General features: G+C 49.8%; 16 protein-coding genes. 9 read left to right on the forward strand and 7 right to left on the reverse strand.

Annotation, left to right across the window (positions count from 1 at the left end):
• Positions 1 to 27: 27 nt before the first annotated feature.
• The 3 genes from P2H89_RS34655 to P2H89_RS34665 form a co-directional block, all read right to left on the reverse strand.
• A complete protein-coding gene (locus P2H89_RS34655; RefSeq protein ID WP_345799386.1) occupies positions 28 to 936 on the reverse strand; it encodes an AraC family transcriptional regulator in 909 nt (302 codons plus the stop codon).
• Positions 937 to 1578: 642 nt separating this feature from the next.
• Positions 1579 to 2337 (reverse strand): geranylgeranylglyceryl/heptaprenylglyceryl phosphate synthase, encoded by a 759-nt coding sequence (locus tag P2H89_RS34660; protein ID WP_275836036.1) that lies wholly within the window; start codon positions 2335 to 2337, stop codon positions 1579 to 1581.
• Positions 2338 to 2416: 79 nt separating this feature from the next.
• Positions 2417 to 3163 (reverse strand): DUF2490 domain-containing protein, encoded by a 747-nt coding sequence (locus P2H89_RS34665; protein ID WP_275836038.1) that lies wholly within the window; start codon positions 3161 to 3163, stop codon positions 2417 to 2419.
• Positions 3164 to 3721: 558 nt separating this feature from the next.
• Between P2H89_RS34665 and P2H89_RS34670 the strand changes: the two genes are divergently transcribed.
• The gene (locus P2H89_RS34670) at positions 3722 to 7105 is read left to right on the forward strand and encodes a vitamin B12-dependent ribonucleotide reductase (protein WP_275836040.1); all 3384 of its coding nucleotides are present in this window, start codon (positions 3722 to 3724) and stop codon (positions 7103 to 7105) included.
• Between the two features lie 352 nt (positions 7106 to 7457).
• Entirely contained in the window at positions 7458 to 7580 is a 123-nt protein-coding gene (locus tag P2H89_RS34675; protein WP_275836042.1) for a hypothetical protein, read from the forward strand.
• Positions 7581 to 7727: 147 nt separating this feature from the next.
• Here the strand turns inward: P2H89_RS34675 and P2H89_RS34680 are convergent, their stop codons facing one another.
• Both P2H89_RS34680 and P2H89_RS34685 read right to left on the reverse strand, forming a co-directional pair.
• Complete coding sequence (locus P2H89_RS34680) at positions 7728 to 10088, reverse strand: hypothetical protein (RefSeq protein ID WP_275836044.1); 2361 nt, start codon at positions 10086 to 10088, stop codon at positions 7728 to 7730.
• Positions 10089 to 10104: 16 nt separating this feature from the next.
• A complete protein-coding gene (locus P2H89_RS34685; RefSeq protein WP_275836046.1) occupies positions 10105 to 11160 on the reverse strand; it encodes a hypothetical protein in 1056 nt (351 codons plus the stop codon).
• Between the two features lie 68 nt (positions 11161 to 11228).
• Here P2H89_RS34685 and P2H89_RS34690 point away from each other — a divergent pair, with 68 nt between their 5' ends.
• Complete coding sequence (locus P2H89_RS34690; protein WP_275836048.1) at positions 11229 to 11708, forward strand: YcxB family protein; 480 nt, start codon at positions 11229 to 11231, stop codon at positions 11706 to 11708.
• A gap of 143 nt (positions 11709 to 11851) precedes the next feature.
• Here P2H89_RS34690 and P2H89_RS34695 read toward each other — a convergent pair whose 3' ends face one another.
• Entirely contained in the window at positions 11852 to 12892 is a 1041-nt protein-coding gene (locus tag P2H89_RS34695) for a hypothetical protein (protein ID WP_275836050.1), read from the reverse strand.
• Between the two features lie 143 nt (positions 12893 to 13035).
• Here P2H89_RS34695 and P2H89_RS34700 point away from each other — a divergent pair, with 143 nt between their 5' ends.
• A complete protein-coding gene (locus tag P2H89_RS34700; protein WP_275836052.1) occupies positions 13036 to 14811 on the forward strand; it encodes an NAD+ synthase in 1776 nt (591 codons plus the stop codon).
• A 70-nt stretch (positions 14812 to 14881) separates the two neighbouring features.
• Here the strand turns inward: P2H89_RS34700 and P2H89_RS34705 are convergent, their stop codons facing one another.
• A complete protein-coding gene (locus P2H89_RS34705; protein ID WP_275836054.1) occupies positions 14882 to 15319 on the reverse strand; it encodes a lipocalin family protein in 438 nt (145 codons plus the stop codon).
• A gap of 187 nt (positions 15320 to 15506) precedes the next feature.
• Between P2H89_RS34705 and P2H89_RS34710 the strand changes: the two genes are divergently transcribed.
• From P2H89_RS34710 to rsgA, 5 genes are read left to right on the forward strand one after another with little or no spacing between them, the layout of a single operon-like run.
• On the forward strand, positions 15507 to 16508 hold the full coding sequence (locus P2H89_RS34710; RefSeq protein WP_275836056.1) for a MoxR family ATPase: 1002 nt from the start codon (positions 15507 to 15509) through the stop codon (positions 16506 to 16508).
• A complete protein-coding gene (locus P2H89_RS34715; protein ID WP_275836058.1) occupies positions 16505 to 17380 on the forward strand; it encodes a DUF58 domain-containing protein in 876 nt (291 codons plus the stop codon). The genes P2H89_RS34710 and P2H89_RS34715 overlap by 4 nt, the downstream gene beginning before the upstream one ends.
• Positions 17381 to 17395: 15 nt before the next feature.
• Complete coding sequence (locus tag P2H89_RS34720) at positions 17396 to 18295, forward strand: hypothetical protein (RefSeq protein WP_275836060.1); 900 nt, start codon at positions 17396 to 17398, stop codon at positions 18293 to 18295.
• 3 nt (positions 18296 to 18298) lie between these two features.
• Positions 18299 to 19306 carry a VWA domain-containing protein gene (locus P2H89_RS34725; protein WP_275836062.1) on the forward strand — a complete coding sequence of 336 codons (1008 nt, stop codon included), beginning with the start codon at positions 18299 to 18301 and terminating at the stop codon, positions 19304 to 19306.
• A 55-nt stretch (positions 19307 to 19361) separates the two neighbouring features.
• Positions 19362 to 20288: a ribosome small subunit-dependent GTPase A gene (gene rsgA, locus P2H89_RS34730; RefSeq protein WP_275836064.1), complete on the forward strand. Its 927-nt coding sequence runs from the start codon at positions 19362 to 19364 to the stop codon at positions 20286 to 20288.
• The last annotated feature ends 157 nt before the right edge of the window (positions 20289 to 20445 follow it).

Raw genomic sequence — 20445 nt, forward strand, 5'->3', positions numbered from 1 at the left:
AGAGCAGGAAGCGCTGTTCAAAGCATCTCAGGCATTGCGGTAAGCGGTGGGTGTTATGGCTACCTGCTTCTTAAAAAAGTTATTGAAATGCGCCGGCTCTTCAAAGCCGAGGCTATAACTGATCTCCGATACGTTCCAGTTGGTATGCTTGAGCAACGCCTTGGCTTCGGCGATCACGCGATCGAATATATGTTCGGAAGTTGTTTTGCCGGTTGTTTCCTTGATTGCCCTGTTAAGATGGTTCACATGCACCGCCAGCTGCTGGGCAAAATCATTGGCCGAGCGCAGGGTAAACCGTTGCGAAGGCGATTCGATGGGAAACTGCCTTTCGAGCAATTCCGTAAATACAGCCGTGATCCTTGCTTTGGCATTGGGATGCTGGTACAGGGCTTCGGCGGGCTGAATCTTCAGTGCAAAATGGATCAGCTCGGTGACATAGTTACGTAGCAGATCGTATTTGTATACATAATCTGAATTGATCTCTTCCTGCATCTTCTGGTAAATGGCGGACACCTGTTTGTCCTGCTCGGGGGTTAATGGGTAGGCGGGTTTACCACCGGGCGCAAACATGGGAAAGTCCTGTATGCTGCCACGCATCTTACCATTAAAGAAACCGTCGGTAAATATGCTGAAGTAGCCAGTTACGCCATCCACGCCGCAATCCCAGGCATAGGGTACATTGGGATTGAAGAACATGAGGGTAGTGCCCGACACTTCGATACTTTTATCGGCATAGTGGCAGATATTGTTGCCGCGCATCATGGTTATCTTGTAAAATTCACGGCGGCTGTATTTAGCGGGTGTTCCATGGGGGCCGGTAGTGTCTTCAATCTTGAAAACATTGAAGTGTCCGATATCCTGCTTGAGGTTCTGCGGCAGGTAGTTGAATTTCTTTTTGTAAAACTCCTCTAGTGTTTCTGATTTCTCCAAAGTCATAAGGCTATAATTATGCGGGTGAAGAATATGGAGCGGTGCTGATGTCTATACAAAGCTACACTCCCCGGCAACCCAACAAATTACGGTTTTCAAACCGTTGATTGCAAAATTCAAACAACTGGGAAAGGGGATTGGTTGAGCAGGGTGGGGGTACGGGGCAGATGCGACTTGTGGGGCAGGGGCACAGGAGATAGGTGCGATCGGCGGGTTTGAATTGAGGGGAAGATGCGACTTACCGGGGCCGGGGCAGAATTGAGAGGCAGATGCGACAGGGTGGTTGGAGCCTGGGGTAGGTGAATTCGGAGCTGGGAGGCTTAAGGTGGCAGATGCGAATTACCCGGGGACCGGGGCCGGAACTTCGGGCACCCCAGTCAGGAGGTCAAGGGACCAAAGGGGCTGGGTACCGCGTAGGCCGGGTTCGCACTTAACACGCGTGCACCCGCCTGAATAACCGGTTCGATAGGCACTGTACTTCACTGCAAACCGCACTGGCCCTCTATGAAAACTGCCTGTTTTAGTGCACTCCAGTGCCATTCGGGCTAAGTATTCAGGCAATAAGAGTAGACCTATGCGCCTGTTAGTCAGGGCATTAGCGTAGCTGTCGAGTGCTTGCGACTAGCTTAAAATGCAATAAAGGATTAATTATGAGGTCTTTACGGGCACCGAATGGATGGCGGCGCTCATTTCCCGGATAAGGGAGGCGTCCTTTTCAATGGCGTTGCCGATCACGATCACGTCGGCGCCGGCCTTGCAATTGAGGTAAGCCTTCTCGGGATTGGTGATGCCGCCGCCAATAACGAGGGGGGCTTCGATAACCTGCGATACCTTCTCGATCATACTTTCGGTGATCGGGCGGCGGGCGCCGCTGCCGGCATCCATATAGATCAGCTTCATGCCCAGCATTTCGCCGGCCATGGCGGTACACATCGCTATTTCGTTCTTATCGGCCGGAATGGGGGCCGTATTGCTGATATAAGAAACTGTTGTGGGCGCCCCGCCATCGATGACCATATAACCCGTAGAGATGATCTCCAGGCCACTTTGCTTTACGAAGGGGGCTGATATAACGTGCTGGCCAATGAGCAACTCTGGGTTGCGGCCCGAAATGACAGAGAGATATAATAAGGCATCGGCGTACCGGGTAACCTGAGAGGGGCTACCGGGAAACAGGATCACCGGGATGTCACAATTCCGCTTTATTTGCTGTACAACCTCATCCAGCTGGTTCGATATAACCAGGCTTCCACCTACAAAGAGATAATCTACTCCCGCTTCCACCGCCAAGGTGGTAAGCTCGTCAATCTTCGCTGCGTTTACCTTATCTGGATCAATGAGTACGGCAAACGACTTATGTCCTTTCGCTTTCTGTTGTAGTAGAGATTGATAGATACGATTCGTCATGCCTTAGCTATTGGATCTATTACAAAAATGCGAAAAGTTTTTGGCTTTCACGCAGTTAATTAAGTATGTGGATAATCACTTATAAACGTACGTAAGTGGCTAGTTGTACGATGTGATTGTTCACAAACGCATTTCCACGGCCATTTACATACTGATTCATGTATCCCATTTCTGCATCAAAACTCTTATGAAAACGATATCCGAGAGCAATATAAGCCCGGTTTTGATCGAAAAATTCCCCGTTGACCCCCGATTTGTCGCCAAAATTTACAAATACCTCATTTTGCAATGCGAGGAATGGGGCTTTACCGGCAGTCGACCAGGGAACCAGCGGCGTTACATTACGGATGAAATAGCGAAGCCGGTTGGCGAATACATTGCCATAGTTGTCAAATTCGTTGTTCAACACACGCGATTTGGCAATGAACCGCTGCTCCACCCTAAAACGATGTGCCAGGGTTCCCTTCCGTGCATGGAGCCCCTTGCCGATCGTCAGCGGATGGGTGAGCAAGAATTGTTCCCAAATACGGTGCTCGGGCGTATAACCGCTTATCCCGTCAATAACCCGGCGATTTTGAACATAAGCATAGCCACCGGTCAGCACGATCTTTTTGCTGGCGTGGTAATTCAGGCCGGCCCGCAGCAACAAAGTTTGTACATGTTCAATTTGATCCGTGCTTCTTAATTGAAAGTCAGAGTGAAGACTAAGTTTGGTACTGATTTTGACAGTATTGAAATCGGCCAGCCAGCCGGTGAGTTGGGTTTGTGCAGTGAGGCGATTGGCGGCAAGCAATAACAGGACGACTAATAATCTCTGATAGTTCATACCTGCAAAAAAAACGATAAATGCTTAAAGCATTGATTAGAAAATTACCGGTTGAATTAAAAAGCTGTTAAGATATCTGGATACTTACTGAGTTGCAGACGACCCCGGTGAAGTGATGATGGTATTCATGAAATTTAGTCCCAATATTGCATGCTCTTTTTTACTACTCCATCCTATGTATTTCCGGTTCATTGAACCTGCTTGCTTTGATAATGAAACAGTAAAGTACTATACTTTAAACAATATGTTTTGAAGACTGTTTTGCGACTCGAAATAGTACGTTTGGAAGACAGTGATTTTACTATGATCACCGCTTCTTTAACATAGACTTTTTATGGTTCACAACCAAATATATTTTATTGTGAAACCCTTGCCAGATGTGGGACTGCGAAGAAATGCACTGCCAGTGTGAGCTATGAATTTTTCCACTTCCTTTTTCCACAAGATGTGCATATTTACAAGATTGGAATTTCGGTAGAGGAAGATATTTTCGTCTCCTCCTACCCAATCTGATAGCAATCAATTTTATTAATTGTAAACTCATTAATTACTAACCTTATGTCCAGCAAAAAGCAATCTCCGAAGGGCTTGCAGTTTAGCCGTCGGTATACCCGCGACGATGTCAGTGTGTTTGACCAGTTTGAGTATGATTATCGTTCGTCGGTAATCCGCAACCCCAGTGGAGAGATTGTTTTTGAAATGACTAATGTTGAGGTGCCCAAACAGTGGAGCCAGATCGCTACAGACATTCTTGCACAAAAATATTTCCGTAAAGCAGGCGTACCGCAGCCCGACGGATCCAAAGGCCGCGAAACTTCCATCAAGCAGGTGGCGCATCGTATGGCCAATTGCTGGAGGGTATGGGGTGAGCGATACGGCTACTTTGCTTCGGCCAAAGATGCACAGGTATTTTATGAGGAGCTGGTATATTGTATCATTAACCAGGCCTGTACACCCAATAGTCCACAGTGGTTCAATACCGGTTTGCACGAAAGCTACGGCATCACCGGCAAACCCCAGGGCCACTATTATGTTGATGAAAAAGATGGACAATTAAAGAGTTCCACGTCGGCCTACGAGCGTCCGCAACCCCACGCCTGTTTCATCCTGAGCGTTTCCGACGACCTGGTGAACGATGGTGGGCTGATGGACCTCTGGGTACGTGAAGCCCGTATCTTTAAATATGGTAGCGGTGTAGGCACCAATTTCTCCCAGATACGCGGAGAAGGCGAGAAACTCAGCGGCGGCGGCACGTCCAGCGGCCTCATGAGCTTCCTCAAGATCGGCGACCGCGCTGCCGGCGCCATTAAGAGCGGAGGCACCACCCGCCGGGCTGCCAAGATGGTTTGTCTCGACCTCGATCACCCCGAGATCCTGGACTTCATCAACTGGAAGGTGGAAGAAGAGAAGAAAGTAAGCGCCCTCATCAATGCCGGCTATGCCAGCGATTATGAAGGAGAAGCTTACCGTACTGTGAGCGGACAGAATTCCAACAACTCTGTGCGCATCCCCAACGAATTTTTCGAGAAGCTGGAAGCCGGTGAAGACTGGGAGCTGAAAGCCCGTACCGACGGCCGCGTCATGAAACGCATCCCTTCCCGCGAGGTATGGAACCAGATATCTTATGCCGCCTGGCGCTGCGCCGATCCCGGCACCCAATACGATACTACTATTAATGAGTGGCATACCTGCCCGCAGGGTGGACGAATCAACGCCTCCAACCCCTGCAGCGAGTACATGTTCCTCGACAATACGGCCTGTAACCTTGCCTCTGCCAACCTCCGTAAGTTCTATGATGAAGCCACCAACACGTTCGATGTGGAAGGTTTTGAATATACCTGCCGCCTCTGGACGGTGGTGCTGGAAGTATCCGTACTGATGGCTCAGTTCCCTTCGAAAGAAGTGGCACAACTGAGCTTCGATTACCGCACGCTGGGCCTGGGTTATGCCAACCTCGGTTCTATGCTGATGGTAATGGGCATCGCTTACGACAGCGAAGAAGCCCGCGGCATCGCCGGCGCCCTTACGGCCATCATGACGGGGATCGCTTACAAAACTTCGGCCGAACTGGCTTCCATCATGGGGCCCTTCGCCAAGTACGAAGAAAACAAGAAAGACATGCTGCGCGTCATGCGCAACCACCGCCTGGCGGCCTATGATGCCGATGAGTATGAAGGTCTCAGCATCAAGCCCGTGGGTATCAAAGCCCGTTATTGCCCCGATTACCTGCTGAAAGCAGCTACCAAGGCATGGGATGATGCCGTGAAGCTGGGCGAACAATACGGCTATCGCAATGCGCAAACCACGGTGATCGCGCCTACCGGCACCATCGGACTGGTGATGGATTGCGACACGACCGGTGTAGAGCCCGATTTCGCCCTGGTGAAATTCAAGAAGCTCAGCGGCGGCGGTTACTTCAAGATCATCAACCAATCGGTACCCAGTGCGTTGAAGAACCTGGGTTACAAGACCAATGAGATCGACTCGATCGTGAAATATGCGGTAGGTGCCGGCACCTTCGCCGGAGCGCCCCATATCAACCACCAGTCCTTAAGCGAAAAAGGATTCATCGCCGAAGAGATCAAAAAGCTGGATGCCGCTGTAGGCTCTGCTTTCGAGATCGGCTTTGTATTCAACGTATACACACTGGGTGAAGAATGCCTGCAACGACTTGGCTTCAAACCCGAACAGTATTTCAACTTCGAGTGGAGCCTGCTGGAAGCACTGGGCTTTACCGATGAGCAGATCGAAGCCGCCAACGACTACGTATGCGGTACCATGACGATCGAAGGCGCTCCTTATCTCAAGAACGAGCACCTGCCGGTATTCGATTGCGCCAATAAATGTGGTCAAAAGGGGCAACGTTATATCCATGCACATGGTCATATCCGTATGATGGCGGGTACACAGCCCTTCCTGAGCGGCGCCATCTCCAAAACCATCAACCTGCCCAACGAGGCAAGTGTAGAGGAGATCTCCGACTCTTATATGATGAGCTGGCAGCTGGGTCTCAAAGCCTGCGCCCTCTACCGCGACGGTTCAAAGCTGAGCCAGCCGCTGAGCAACAAGAGCGACAAGAAGAAGAAAACCGACGTTACCGAAGAGGCCAAAGCCGAAGAAACGCCTGTTGCGGCTGCTACTCCCGAATCGCATATCGTGGATATGAGTAAGCTCACCATCGCCGAATTGTTGGAGGAAGTACAAAAACGTGTTCAGGCTTCGCCCGATACCAAACTAAAACGCGAACTGGCCCATATAGTAGAACGCAGAACCTTACCCGCCAAGCGGAGAGGGTTTACGCAAAAGGCCAAGATCAATGGTCAGGCCATGTTCCTCCGCACCGGCGAATACTCCGATGGAACGGTAGGAGAGATCTTTATCGATATGGCGAAAGAGGGGGCTACCATGCGCAGCATGCTGAACTGCTTCGCGATCTCCATCTCGATCGGATTACAATATGGTGTGCCGCTGGAAGAGTTTGTAGAGAAATTCGTGTTCACCCGTTTCGAGCCAGCGGGCATGGTAGACCACCCGAATATCAAGAGTACTACGTCGATCGTAGACTTCATATTCCGGGCACTTGCTTACGAATACCTGGGCCGTACCGACCTGGTGCACGTGCTCGACAAACCCGAGGTGATGAATACCGGCACCGACGACTGGGACGAAATCCCGACTTCGCTGGAATATGATAAGTCGACACCCGAGCTGAGTGATGTGCGCATCGTAGCTGGCCCCAAGAGCAACAAGCCGGCCGATGCGGAGCCTGCGAAATCATCTTACCGCCCTGTGAAGGCAGAAGCTGGTATGGATGCGGTGAATGCAGCGGCCAAGAGCATGCAGAGTGATGCACCGGCTTGTAACACCTGCGGTCATATCACCATCCGCAGCGGTACCTGCTACAAATGCCTCAATTGCGGCAATAGCATGGGGTGCAGCTAATGAATTAACGACCTGACCTGGCAGGCCGCGGAGGGAGTCGTTCCGAAAGCTGCTTACCGTGGCCCGTCAGGTCTACTAAAAATATTGGACGGTTTATTAACATAAACTTCATCCGCTCATTTCTATGGGCGGATTTTTTATTTTTCCCAGACCTTTCCAATGGCGGGAAATAATTGTGGCAAACCGGCGTTTGACGATTATCAAAGCACTATTGGGAACTTAAAGAACTTCAGTCAATTACAAGCCTGGCACGGCCTGCGCGGAAAATTGGCATCGTTTTATCAATCTCCCTACACAATTCTGGTTCACTGATTCGTTAACACCCTTGTTCAACAACATAATTCTGGACGTTATGAAGAAATCAATCCTGGCTATCGCCATCATTACCATGCTCGTTGCTACATCATGTAACCGTTTCATCACTCCCTTCCAGGCTGCCAACGGCAAAGCCAAGTGTGGACGCGGTTTACGCTAATGGAGGTTGCTGATCATTCTCAGTCACATAGATCGACTTTAAGGCATTTTTTCGTTGGGGGAAAAAACAGCGGAAAGATGTTGAATAAGAAAGCCCGGGCTCCATGCCCGGGCTTTTCGATTTATCTGAAACGATGGGTAGTGCTCTTTACTTCTTCCTGTTCACAAAATCTTTCAGGTAACTACAGGTATTGTAGGCTTCCTTATAGAAGGCCGTTGTGCCATATTCCTTCGCCAGTACCGGGAAGATGGCCTGGTTGGCCAGGATGCGTTTGGCGTAAGCCTTCTGCTGCTTCTCATAATCATCGTAGTCCTTTGCCTGGTCCCAGGATGGAACAGGTATCTGCTTTTGATCGCACTTGGCCATCATGAACAGGCAACGGGCTTTGAAGTTGCGGTCTTTCGTGAGGTCGAACGCCTTCTTATAATACTCTTCTGCTTTGTATACGCCATAGTATTCTTTATCGCCGGGCTTTGTAGCGTCCGGACCTCTGAGGCCATCATTGCCGCTCCAGTCATATTGAACCAACATCCAGCTGTTGCCCCAATAGCTCATATGGTAGGCGCCTTTGGCCAGCTCATAATAAGCTTTGGCTTGCTTTTCCGGATCCTGCGTAGTGACAACTTCTTGTTGCAGTCCCCACATTTTACGGCTGAAGGTGAGCTTGGTGTATTTTATCTTGTCCTGGTCGGTTGGCGCATGGGTATCGAGAATGAGGTCGGCAAAAGGATTGGCTGCCAGGTAGGTGGCAAACGTTTCAGTTTGGTAATAGGCGGGCGATACCTTGGCAAACCATTTCTCTGCATTCGCAAAATCGAATTGACGCAGCCAGGTAGTGCCGGCAATATCGTTCACGTCGTCTTTGCTGAATGAATTGTGCTTGAGGAGGTATTGCTCATAATCGCTGAGCTTCTTCGATTCCATCAACTGTATCAACGTTTCCACCTGTTGTGCCGTCAATTGATTTCTCAATATGTTGATGGCGTACAAGCCGCCATAACCCCATCCGTCCTTCACCAGTTCCCGGTTGATCCAGTTGCCGACGCCAATGCACAGCAACTCTTTGGAACTGTCGGTTTTCTTGTATTTGGGGCTGAGGATCTCTGTAAACAAACGACGGTAGAAGCGGGCATACTCGGCATCGGTGGCCGCTTTCTTTTCCATCCATTGCAGCGAAGGCAATAATTGCTTTTCAAAAGCAGCATCGATCGTTGCCTGGTTGTTGATCGTGAGCAGCAGGTTGCTCATAGCCCATTGATCTTGCTGGGCTGCTGTGAGCTTTTGTTTTTTCGCGCCATCCAGCAGTTTGCGGGAGGCAGCATAGTCGCCGGCGATGAGCGCCGTATGGGCTGCTGCAATGCTGTACAGGCCTTTATCGGTAATGGCTTTATTACCGGCCACCTGTTGGCAGAATGTCGTGAGCTCGCGTGTCTCTGCACGGGCCGCCAGGAAGGAGGAATCGGTAGGTGTGATCGAGGAGTAATTGAGAGAAGCTTTCGTTTTGCCTTGCCCGAACTCGAGGGCCGGCGTATAAAAGGACTCTTCCACCTTGTGTACTTCACGGATGGTGAGTATGCTCAGCAGGGCCGCATTGGGCGAAAGCTGGTAGATCTTTTTAAGGGTTTCCAGTTCATTCTCATTGCTGCCCAGGGCGAACAGACCCAGCAGGTTGGCTTTGTCCTCATTGGTTTTGCAAAGTTGGAGGCAGGCATTGCGGTTCTTTTGATCAAATCGTTTTACGCTCCAATCGAAGCTCATATAGTTCGATACGCGCTTTACTTCGTTTTTACTGAACAGCTGACTGAAGATCACTGCGGCTTCTTCCTGCTTACCGAGTCGCATGAGCGATCCAGCTTTCAGGCCCAGCGAAAGATCGTGCAGGATACTGGGTGTGGTATTGGGTTTTATGAGCTCATCGTACCAGCGGAGGCAGTCGGCGAAACGCTTGCTGTAGTGTGCGAGACGTAATACCTGGTAAGCGAACCGTAATTTGATGGTGTTGTTCTTCGCAACGGCATACAATTGCTGACCATTCTTTATAAGCTTACCCATTTTGGCCGTATCGCGCTCGATGGGTTCCCAGCTGGTCCAGTTGCCGGTAACGTTGGGCTCTACCTGCTTGGCATACATTATGTAACCGAGCGCTTCAAAATCCTTGCTGTTCATGAAGAACTTCGTCATGCCATTGTTCTTCACAGAGTCTGGAACCTGCAGTGGCTGGTTCTTCTCGAGGTGGAAATACAGGTTCGAGAGGTCTTTGCGGGCGTACTCGGTTACAAAGGCTTTGGCATCGTTGGCGGTATAGCTGTTGTTGCCATAGCCTACCCATTCGGCCGATGTGACATCCGAAGTAGTGACCGGCTCCTGATCGCTGTACAGGAACTGGTAGTTGGTATAGTAGAAAGGCTCGTAGCCTTTCACGTCGCTGTTGTTCTTGTTGAAGAAGGATACAAAATAATCGTAGGGATCGGCATCGCCGCCTGCACAGCCGATGATATTGTAGGGCATCGCAAGGCAGCCGAGGTTAATACATACTATCAAACATTTCTTCCAGTTCATTCGTAGAATACTTATGAAGGTTTATTGAATCGAGATGATACAGTGCTACCGTAATCTTTGGAGTAACCAGTTTTGACCTGAGTAACTTCGTGGCTTTAATGATCTCCCCAAAATTAGCATCTTCCTGTCTTATCACATCTCCTTTTTTAAACGCATAACCATTCAACGTGGTATCCCGTGTAATGGTAAACAGGTTTTTTGATTGTTGTGCGGCGCCCGATCGCTGAAGTGCCGAATCGGGCAGTCCCTGTATCAATCCGGCATAGGCTTGTTGCTGATACAATACTTTCCAATCGAATAAGGGTAGGGCCACGTCCAACGGCAAAGGGTAGTCTTGCAGGTTGCCAATATACTTTTCCAATTCGGCCGCTTCCAATATCGAGTTGTTGGTTTGCAGGCTTTTGAGGTTGCCCATATTGTAACACATGAGCAGTCCGCGGTCAACCGGCGGTATGCCGGTTTTCTGTTTGTATTTGCACTGGTAAAGTCTTATGGTGGCGGATACCTGTTTTTGCTGGAAAAAAGGGAGGGCCTTCAGTGCCTGCAGCAATGAAAAATAATTGTCTTTACTGGTAGCTGTCCAGTCGCAATCGAGTTGTATTTCAGGCACCGGGTTGGCAGCAGGCAACGCTTGGGCAGTGGCAGTCATCAGTTCGTGCAGGTTGGCGGCCAGTTCATGTACCTGTTCGCCTTTTACCTGCTGCATGCATTCATTGGTAATGAAAACCGTGGGTACAATGGCTACGGGATGGTTCGATAGCCAGGAAGTGGCGGAAGGATCAAGCTGCAGTTTGGCAACCGGTAACGGCTGCTGGCGGGTGGCATCCCAAACGACGTCGAAGAATTTGACATACAGTTTTTTGACCTGCAGTTTTTCCAGTGCGGCGGTTTCGCTGTTGGTGAAATGCATGGTTGATTTCCAGTAATAAAAACCACGGGTAACGGAGGCGCGGTGAACCGGCTGCCGGCAGGCCGCCAGGAACAGTGGGATCATTAACCACCATTTAATCTTGCTTTTCATGCGGCTTCAAAATTATGGCAATGGCGGTTTCCGTCTATTCCTTATTTTTACGCCTTAACCTTGTATGAATGACGATCCAATTTGGTTATGATAAAAAGGAAGTGATACAGGCGCTCAGGTATCATTTTTTGTCTCGTCCCGAGATCAAGATCTTACTGGTGCTGGTGAATGTATTTGCGATCCTGTCGGCCGTTATGTTTGGTCTGAAGAAGATTCAGCCCATATCCTTCCTCGCCTTTTCGCTGCTTTGGTTCGTCCTCATGCTTGTTATCTGGCGTTTTTTGCCCGGGAGCATCTATCGCCGGTCGGCCACTTTCAAGGATCATTTTATGATGCACTTCATGGAGAATGAAGTGGTTCTCGAAACCGAACGTGGCGCGAAGGGCTGGCCCTGGGCGGCTTTCAGCCACTTTGTGGAAAGCCATTATTTTTTTCACCTCTACTTCGATGCCCGTTCTTTCTTTCTCGTTCCCAAAGACGCTTTCAGAGACATCATTGAATTGCAGGAAGTGCGGGAGATGTTCCGCAAGAAGCTGGGCAAGAAATAGAAAGTGTTGCGGCCTGAGCGGCGTTTGTTCTGTGCTTTTGCCCGGCGGCTCGGGCGTCTGCACACAGTTCCCTTTAAGGCAACTATCTGTCTTACTGCTAACCGATGACATGGTAATTGTCCCGACAAGCAGTGCTCCTTCTTTTATTTGGGCTTGTACTTACTTTCCTGGTAGATATTCATAGCCGGCGTTTTCAGCAGGTCGGGCAGTTTTAAATCTCCGTGCTTCTCCATGTATTTCTTCACGATCTGCCAGCCAACGAACAGGCCGATATAACCGGGTGAGCCCTGGCCCAGCTCCTGCGTATGGGGCGCTTCGCCCATAAAATTCTTGGTATAACTGGGGTCATTGTTCAGTAGCAGACTGTTGATCAGGAAAAAGTTCCAGATGCGACCTTCATTGCTGAAACAGCCTTCAAGCTGCTTCTGGGTATATCCGATCTTCAGGGTATCGGCGGTATTCGGCATCAGTTTGTCGAGCACATAGAGACGTTTCCCTTTTTCTACCATTTGTTCGATCAGGGTTTTGCCGGCGATCTTTTCCGGATAGATATCGTCAATGACATTTTTCATGCAATTAACGGAGATATAGTCGGGTGTAAAACGGCGTGAGATATAGGCAGGGTACAGTTGACGACCCAGGTCGTTGGTATAGAATTCGTGGTTGCTGCCCAGGTGCAGCTGCAGGCCAACGGCCAGTCCGGCGGGAGTGATCGCATCTCCATAACTACCCAAAGAAGCTTGATAAAGGGCGTCCATCGGGCCAATATAGAAGATCAGTTTTTCGGGGGTTTTGTATTCAGGAAAATAGTATTTGGTATACTGCAGGCCCTTCTTTACTTCCGTTTCGTATTGGGTGGTAGAGCGGAAAGTCTTTTCTACGGCGGCCCTGATCGGCAGATAATCGCGGTAAAACTGTTTCAGGAGTTGGGTGGCCTGATCGCCCTCGCCGGCAAAGGGCGGAAGACCTAAGATATTCTGAAAATAGTCGGTCATGAAATGCGGATACTGCTTGCTCAGTTTTTGCAGGGAGGGCATCAACTGGTTGGTATCGATGGCAAAGAAGTCTTTGTCGAATCGTTCTTCGTTGAGGGTAACCTTGATATCGGACACATCGGGCGTTTTGCTGTCGCCGCAAGCCAGGAGGCCGCATAATACCAGGGCAAGAAATCCGGTTCTTTTCATGTGCTGGAAACGTTTAAGACGCAATTATGTTGTAAACATAAACTTAAAATTCGTTATACATATCTTGTTTCCAGTCTTTTGTGTTTACAATCCTACCATTCCCCAATGCTTGTGCCTACGGCTACATTGTGTAAATTTGTCAAATGAAGATTGCATTAGCACAGCAGAATTATCATATCGGCAATTTTGAAGACAATACCTGGAAAATAATAGGTGCAATACAACATGCCAAATCACGTGGTGCCGACCTGGTGGTGTTTTCCGAATTGAGTGTCTGCGGTTACGCGCCCCGCGATTTCCTCGAATTCAATGACTTCATCAACGAATGTTACCGGGCCCTCGATATCATCAAAGAACATACGGAAGATATAGGGGTGATCGTGGGCAGCCCCATGCGGAACCCCGAAGCGGCCGGTAAGGACCTCTTCAATGCAGCCTGGTTTCTATATGGCAAGAAGGTGCACGGGGTGGCTAAGAAAACCCTGCTGCCCAACTATGACGTGTTTGACGAATACCGCTATTTTGAACCGGCCTATGAGCATGCCGTGATCCCTTTTAAAGGAAAAAAGATTGCGTTGATCGTATGTGAGGACATGTGGAACCTGGGCGATAATCCTTTGTACCGCATTGCGCCGATGGATGTACTGATCAAGCAGCAGCCCGACCTGATCATCAATATCTCCGCTTCTCCCTTCGATTACGACCATGATATTGACCGTATAGAAGTAATACGCGCCAATGTGTTGAAGTACAATATTCCCCTTTATTTCTGCAATGCCGTTGGTTCACAAACCGAGATAGTGTTCGACGGTGGCAGCCTGGTAATGAGTGCTGAAGGCCGGTTAGTGAAGGAGATGAAATATTTTGAAGAGGATTTCGCCATCGTGAGCGACGAGGATTTCAAGAAAGTGGCGGTGAATGGCGGTGAAGCGGGTGAATCGGGAGCTACGACTACGGTAGCCAGGGCGGGTACCGGCAAAAAGCAGGCAGTGCTGCATGATACCGATTTCGATAAAGAGATGCGGGTATCGAAGATCAGCGATCCCAATAAGATCATCGAATACCTGATCGACGACAAGAACATCCAGGAAATACACCAGGCGCTGATACTGGGTATCCGGGATTATTTCCGCAAAATGGGTTTTACCAAAGCGATCCTTGGATCGTCGGGCGGGATAGACAGTGCTGTTACACTGGCCCTTGCCTGTGAGGCGCTGGGTAAAGACAATGTGCGGGCCATCCTGATGCCATCTCAATATTCAACCGGTCATTCGGTAAGTGATGCTGAGCAATTGAGCAAAACGCTGGGCAATCCGTACGATATTGTGCCCATCAAAGAAGTGTATGATGCCTTTTTATCGACGCTGAAGCCGGTGTTCAAAGACTTGCCCTTCAGCCTGGCAGAAGAAAATATCCAGAGCCGCAGCCGGGGCAACCTGCTGATGGCGATTGCCAATAAGTTTGGTTATATCCTGCTCAATACTTCCAATAAGAGCGAACTGGCTACGGGTTATGGTACCTTGTACGGTGATATGGCTGGCGGGTTGAGTGTGCTGGGCGACGTTTATAAAATGCAGGTATATGCGCTGGCGCGGTATATCAACCGCAATGGTGAGATCATTCCGGAGAACATTATTACCAAGCCACCGTCGGCCGAGCTGCGGCCCGATCAGAAGGACAGCGACAGCCTGCCCGAATACGAGGGGCTTGACAAAGTATTGTACCAGTATATCGAGCGGCGCCAGGGGCCGAAGGAGATCGTGGCGATGGGTATCGACGAGGCGCTGGTAGCCCGTATTTTGAAAATGGTGAATTCCAATGAATACAAGCGCAACCAGTTTTGTCCCATCATCCGCGTAAGCTGCAAGGCATTTGGGGTGGGCAGACGGTTGCCGATCGTGGGGAAGTACCTGAGTTGAACCATAAAGACGCTATCATAAAAAAGGCCCGCGCAATTTGCGCGGGCCTTTATCGTAAGTTGAAACAAGGTTATTGTTTTACGAACTTGGCGGTTACAGTACCAGTCATACCACCTTCAGTTCCCTCGGCTTCCAACACCAGGGTTTTGCCATCGAAAGATTTTACTTTACCAGCAGTTCCGTCAATTTCAACATAATTGCCGTCCATTGACCAGGTTGATTCGTAGTTATTGGGGTCAGCGCACACCGTGCCCTGATCTTTTACCTGAACTTTGAAATCGGCAGCAAGGGTATAGGTATCATCGCGCTGGCAACTTTCGAAGTAAAGATTGAAGATATCCATTTCAGGCGCGCCTGTAACTTTCATTTTCATTTCTGTGAGCTTGTAGGTGCCCACAAGGTTTTCCTTGGTTACAGTTACTGCTTCATCCTTATCTTTCTTGCAAGCGGTAAATACCATGGCCGAAAGGGCCAATCCTAAAACGATACGGATAGAGGTCTTTTTCATGTATTGGGTTTTTAAGGTGAGTGTAATCATCCGTCGTAAAGAACGGTTTTGGGGCTATTTTATTGTTAATCAGGATAGTTATTTGGTTTTTTTGAAGGCTTTTAATAAGTTGGCAAGTAACTTGCATCGGCATTGTTCGTATTTTCATAATCTGATTACTATCAATCGTTCATAATAAAAGCTTTATATGGTGGCTACTGCCGACGATATTCGTCAACTCAACGAGAAGATACAATACCACAGCACGTTTATCGATCGCCTGCGCGATGAAACGGCCCGGGTGATCATCGGGCAGCATACCATGCTCGACAGGCTCCTGATCGGGCTGCTGAGCAATGGCCACGTATTGCTGGAAGGTGTACCCGGACTGGCAAAGACGCTGGCAATCAAATCGCTGGCACAGGCTATCCACGCCAAATTCAGCCGCATCCAGTTTACACCCGATCTGCTCCCCGCCGACCTGATCGGTACCATGATCTACAATCAGCCCAAAAATGAATTTGTGGTGCGTAAAGGCCCCATTTTCGCCAACTTCATCTTGGCCGATGAGATCAACCGCGCTCCCGCCAAAGTGCAAAGCGCCCTGCTCGAAGCCATGCAGGAAAGACAGGTGACCATCGGCGATACCACCCACAAGCTCGATGAACCCTTCCTGGTACTGGCTACGCAGAATCCGCTCGAACAGGAAGGTACCTACCCCCTGCCCGAAGCACAGCAGGACCGCTTCATCATGAAAGTGATCGTCGACTATCCCACCAAGGAAGAAGAACAGATCATCATCCGCCAAAACGTGATGGGCCTCCGCCCGCCCGAAGTAGGGCAGGTGGTGTCCATGCAGGAAATAATGCAGGCCCGCGACCTGGTGCGGCAGGTATACCTCGACGAAAAAGTAGAAAACTATATACTCGATATCGTATTCGCTACCCGCTTCCCCGAGCGCTATAAGCTCGATAAACTGAAGCCACTGATCGCCTACGGAGGTTCGCCCCGCGCCAGCATCAATCTGGCCCTGGCTGCCAAAGCACAGGCCTTCCTCAGCAAACGGGGCTTCGTGATCCCCGAAGATGTACGCAGCATCTCCAAAGATGTGCTGCGCCACCGCCTCGGACTCACGTATGAAGCAGAAGCCGAAAACGTGAACGTGGAAGCCGTGATAGACGATATTCTCCGTGTAATACCTGTTCCATGATACTCACCACCGCCGAAATATTAAAGAAGGTCCGCGAGCTGGAGATCAAAAGCAAGAAGCTCACCCGCCACATCTTTACGGGTGAGTACCACAGTGCTTTTAAGGGAAGGGGTATGCTGTTCAAGGAAGTGCGCGACTACCATGCCGGCGACGATATCCGGTTCATAGACTGGAACGTGTCGGCCCGGTTCAACCATCCCTACAGCAAAGTATTTGAGGAAGAACGCGAGCTCACCGTGATGCTGATGGTCGATGTTAGCGGCAGTTCCCTGATCGGAACCACTAAAGCCCGGAAGAAAGATATGATCACCGAGATGGCGGCCGTACTGGCTTTTTCCGCCATCAGTAACAATGATAAAGTAGGCCTCATCTTTTTCAACGACGGCGTGGAAAAACACATACCTCCCAAGAAAGGAAGGGATCATGTGTTGTACATGGTGCGCACCCTGCTGACCATGGAGCCCTCCAATAAGGGTACGAAGATCGGTGAGGCACTGCGGCGGTTCAACAACACTACCCGCCAGCGTTGCATTGCTTTTTTACTGAGTGATTTTCTCGATGATAACTTTGGTGACGACCTTAAAGTGGCAGGCAAGAAACACGACCTGGTAGGTATTAAGGTGTATGACAAACTGGACATGGAATTGCCCGCCGCCGGTTTGCTCGATGTGGAGGATGCCGAAACAGGCAGACGGCAATTGGTGGATTCCAGTGATTTCCTCGTACGTCAGCAATACCAGGCTGCCTTTTTTCAGCATACGAACTATTGCAAAAGCATATTCACCAGTGCCGGCAGCGACCTGTTGCATATACGCACAGACGAAGACTATGTGAAGGTGTTGCAGAAATTCTTTATTGGACGTAATAAGTAATGGACTAAACTATACATGAGCCGGTTGGTACGATATATAATAGCTGGGATTTGTTTATTCACCTTTTCAGGGAGCGCCGATGCACAGGTGCTGGTAAAAGCATTTATTGATCGCGACAAGATCGTGGTGGGCGACTCGGTGGTATTGACGCTTGATGTACGGGCGCCCCTGGGGCAATCCATCACCTGGTTCAACCTCGATACCATTCCGCATTTTGAATTTCTCGCCAAAGGCAAGATCGATACGCTCGATGGCGTAGACGGTAAAAAATGGATTCAGCAGGTGGTGATCACCAGCTACGATTCGGGATACTGGCAAATACCCATGCTGCCGGTTACCGTGGAAGGCAAACACTATTTCTCCGATTCGCTGAGCGTGCAGGTGGGCTATGCCAATACCGATCTCTCGCAGGAATACAAAGACATCAAAGAGATTGAAGAGGTGGCCAACACCGAAACCAATTATATACCCTGGATCATCGGGGCGGTTACCCTGGTGGCACTGGGTGTGATGCTTGCTTTGTTCCTGCGGAAGAAAAAGAAGATAGAAGCGCCGCCCGTGGTGGCCATTGCCTTAACACCCTATGATGAAGCATTGGCAGCATTGGAAAAGCTGAAGAAGGAAGACCTGCCCGGCAAAGGGGAGGTGAAAAAGTACTACACGGCGCTCAATGATATCCTGCGTACCTACGTGCACCGGAAGATGAACATCTCATCGGCCGAAAAGACCAACGAAGAGCTGATCGTTGACCTGCGCCGCGCACCCATGCAGCCGGAATACTTCAAGGAATTGACCAATGCCCTGCGCATGACCGACTTTGTGAAGTTTGCTCGCTATGAGCCCAATGCCGAGGACAATGAAAAGAATTTCGGCATTATAGAATCGACCATTAAAACACTCAATAATATCGCTTAAGCTTTGTTGTATAACTGGTTTCAACATATTGAATTTGCGCATCCCTGGGTATTCGGCTTCTTTTTGCTGCTGCCCCTGATGGTGTTGTGGTATTTAAAAGGATACGATAAGCAGCAGGGCTCCATCACCGTTTCTACGACTGCTTTCCTGAGGCGAAACAGTTCGTGGAAGAAGACCCTCCGGCATATGATGCTGGTGCTGCGGTTGCTGGCTATCAGCAGCCTCATCATTGCGCTGGCACGTCCGCAAACGCGCAACGACGAAGAACTGAAAATGGGAGAGGGCTTCGATATCATCCTATGCCTGGACGTAAGCGGCAGTATGTCGGCGCAGGACCTCTTGCCCAATCGCCTGGAGGCGAGTAAGGCCCTGGCTGCAGAGTTCGTTGACCTGCGCCCTACCGATCGTATCGGCGTGGTGATCTTCTCGGGCGAAAGCTTTACGCTGGTGCCGCTAACTACCGACAAGTCGATCCTGAGAGCACAGATATTCAACATTCAACGGGGGTTGCTGGAAGACGGTACCGCCATTGGAGATGGATTGGGCCTGAGCGTTGACCGCTTAAAAAGTTCGAAGGCCAAAACCAAGATCATCATCCTGCTGACCGATGGGGAAAACCAGGGCGGATTGATCAGTCCGCTCGTGGGTAAAGAAATGGCCAAGGCCCACCAGATCCGTGTGTACAGCATTGGTGTAGGTACCGATGGCTATGCCCCGGTGCCGGTGCCCGATGGCATGGGTGGTACGGTGATGCGCCAGCAGAAGGTGAACATCGATGAGAAACTCATGCGCCTGATTGCCGAAGAAACGGGTGGCCTCTATTTCCGGGCGCGCGACAATGAAAGCCTGCAAAGCATCTACCGCGAAATCGATAAGCTCGAGAAGTCAAAGATCGAGGTCACCACGCTTAAACGCTATACCGAAAGATTCTTTCCATTTGCATTGGCCGCCGCTGCCTTACTTTTGCTGGAAATAGCACTGCGGTACACTTTATTCAAAAAATTCCCTTAATGAGCTTTTTGCACGCCGATAGGTCCTATTTACTCACTTCATTCAAAGCCCGGTCATGAAGGCATTGGTATATAAATCGACCGGCAGCTGGTATGTCGTGAAGGCCGAGAACGGGCAAACGCTGAATGCGCGGATAAAAGGCATATTCAAGATCGACGGCATCACCTCTACCAACCCTATTGCGGTTGGCGATGAAGTGATCGTGGAAAAAGAGAATGAGCTGGAGGGCACGGTGATGATCACCGAGATACTCCCACGCCGCAATTATGTTACGCGGCAATCCCCTTCGCACAAAAAACAGCATCATATAGTAGCCTCCAATCTCGACCAGTCGCTGTTGTTTGCTACACTGCGCGATCCCAAAACGTCTACAGGCTTCATCGACCGTTTTCTGGTTACGAGCGAAGCCTACCATATACCTGCGCTGCTCGTCTTCAATAAAGCCGATCTGTATAAAAAGAAAGAGCAGGACCTGTTTGAAGAACTACAGGCTACCTACACGGAAATCGGATATAAAACGATACTGATGTCGGTGCCCAACGGACAGGGCGTGGAGGAAGTGCGTGCTTTGTTGAAGGATAAGACTACGCTGATGAGCGGCCACTCCGGTGTTGGCAAATCGACCTTTATCAATTCCATCTTTCCCGAGCTGAAGTTGAAAACGCAGGATGTGAGTGGCTGGAGCGGCAAGGGCATGCATACCACTACGTTTGCAGAAATGTATGATCTGCCATTCGGAGGCAGGATCATCGATACACCCGGCATGCGTGAATTTGGCCTGGTGGATATCAGCAAGCAGGAGTTATCGCATTATTTCCCCGAAATGGCGAAGCTGATCAACGATTGTCAGTTCAATAATTGTCTCCACGTCAATGAGCCCGGCTGTGCCATCAAGGAAGCGGTACAGGAAGGCATCATTCACGAAGAAAGATACTTCAGTTATTTTAAGATACTCGACTCTATCGACGACAAAGGATATTAATGCATGCCTGCCAGGGGCATGAAGAAAAAACAAGGGGTGTCTCAAAATTTGAGGCGCCCTTTTTTCTTTTATGGCGCTGTGTGGAGTTTTACTGTGATGGTCTCGGGATTGGGCAGTAGTTTAATGTGAGGACCGGTTAACTCAAGTCTTTGAGGGA

Source organism: Paraflavitalea sp. CAU 1676 (assembly GCF_029223285.1).
In the GTDB taxonomy this organism is placed as follows: domain Bacteria; phylum Bacteroidota; class Bacteroidia; order Chitinophagales; family Chitinophagaceae; genus Paraflavitalea.